The following is a 1463-nucleotide window of genomic DNA, read 5'->3' as shown; positions in this document are numbered from 1 at the left end:
GTTTGTAACTGATAACCATGCAGCTAAACCTACTAAACCTGGAATGTAACCAGCTCTTTCAGCTCCCATGTTCCAAACACCGATTTCTTGGGCGATACCAAGAGTGATACCAACTGTGATACAGCTGATTGTACAGAAGTTAACGGCTTGGAATGCAGGATTTAAGAAATCTAAAGCCATGATTGGTTTGAAGAATAATCCTAAACCTGTTTGGTCGTTAACTAATACGTTACACCATAAAACCCCGATTGCCCCAGCGATTGTTAAAGGCATGAAGTTTTGGAACGCATTTTTAATTGCAGATAAATATTTGTTTTGACCGCACCATGCACCAGCGCGACCTAAGACATCCGCCATTTTGTCCATAAATTTTTCCTCCCTTAAATATTTTTTTGACACTAATAGTATAATCTATTATGCAAATAAAAGTCAATGTTTTTTTAAATTAAAAGTACCATACTTTTAATTTAAAAAAACATAATCTTTAAAAAAACCGCATAAAATAAGGGTTTTTCAACGTTTTTGAAAACGGTTATTTTTTTGATTTTTTTGTAAAAAAAAGAAAACGCTATCATTTAGACAGCGTTTTTTTATGTTTTTTGGCTATTGAACCGTTACTGTTTGAAGTTCAAAATTGTTGTAATGATATCTCGTAAATGAATATTCAAAGATAATCCCACTACTTAAATATGCCGTTTGTTCAACTTCAATATATGGTTCATATTCCTTCAATCCCAAATTTTCTTGTTCTAACGGACTCGATAGATGAGCACGTATAGTTTTATGCGTACTTTGTATCTTTAATTTTAATTCTTTTTCAATATACTGGTATATCGAGCCTTTCAAATGCTCTAATTTTAAATTTGGAATAATAGAAATAGGCATGTATGTGATTTCTAAACAATACGGTTTATCATCAAACACTCTTTTTCTAATAATATGATAGACAAAGGATCCCTCTTCTATTTGTAATTTTTTAGATATATGCTCATCACTCGGTATAACCGAAAATTCAATAATTTCACTTTTTAATTCACCTTTGCCTTTTAATTTTCGTGTTAAACCCAATCCTGATTGTTTAAGTTGAGTCGCATCTTCTGAAGAAGCATCATAATCCTTTACAAAAGTTCCTGCCCCTCTTCTTCTTACAATCAATCCTTCTTTTACTAATATATCCAAGGCTTTTTTCATTGTTTCTTTATTACAATGATAAGCAACACATAATACATATTCATAAGGGAGTTTTTGTCCATATGTATATTTTTTATCAAAAATCTTACTTCTAATATCATCTGCGATATCAATATATTTAACCATAGGCCATCCCTCCTACCATAACTAAAAATACCATACTTTTCATAAATTTGCACGGACTTTTTAACAAGAAGGCTATTTTTGTGTAAATATGTTTGAAACCATTCCCTCTACCTTCATCTCCATGGAATTACGATTTCCAATTATGA

At 31.4% G+C, this 1463-nt stretch carries 1 protein-coding gene and 1 pseudogene; both read right to left on the bottom strand.

All coding sequences use genetic code 11. From position 1 onward, the window contains the following. Positions 1–366 (bottom strand): annotated as a pseudogene (locus LJD32_RS14845) (PTS sugar transporter subunit IIC); the annotation flags it as partial. A 237-nt stretch (positions 367–603) separates the two neighbouring features. After that, the gene (locus tag LJD32_RS14840) at positions 604–1317 is read right to left on the bottom strand and encodes a GntR family transcriptional regulator (RefSeq protein WP_032089599.1); all 714 of its coding nucleotides are present in this window, start codon (positions 1315–1317) and stop codon (positions 604–606) included. Positions 1318–1463 lie beyond the last annotated feature (146 nt).

Origin of the sequence: Faecalibacillus sp. TM498 (assembly GCF_020589955.1) — a bacterium.
In the GTDB taxonomy this organism is placed as follows: Bacteria; Bacillota_I; Bacilli_A; order Erysipelotrichales; family Coprobacillaceae; genus Faecalibacillus; species Faecalibacillus intestinalis.
This window is presented reverse-complemented; position numbering and strand designations above follow the sequence as displayed.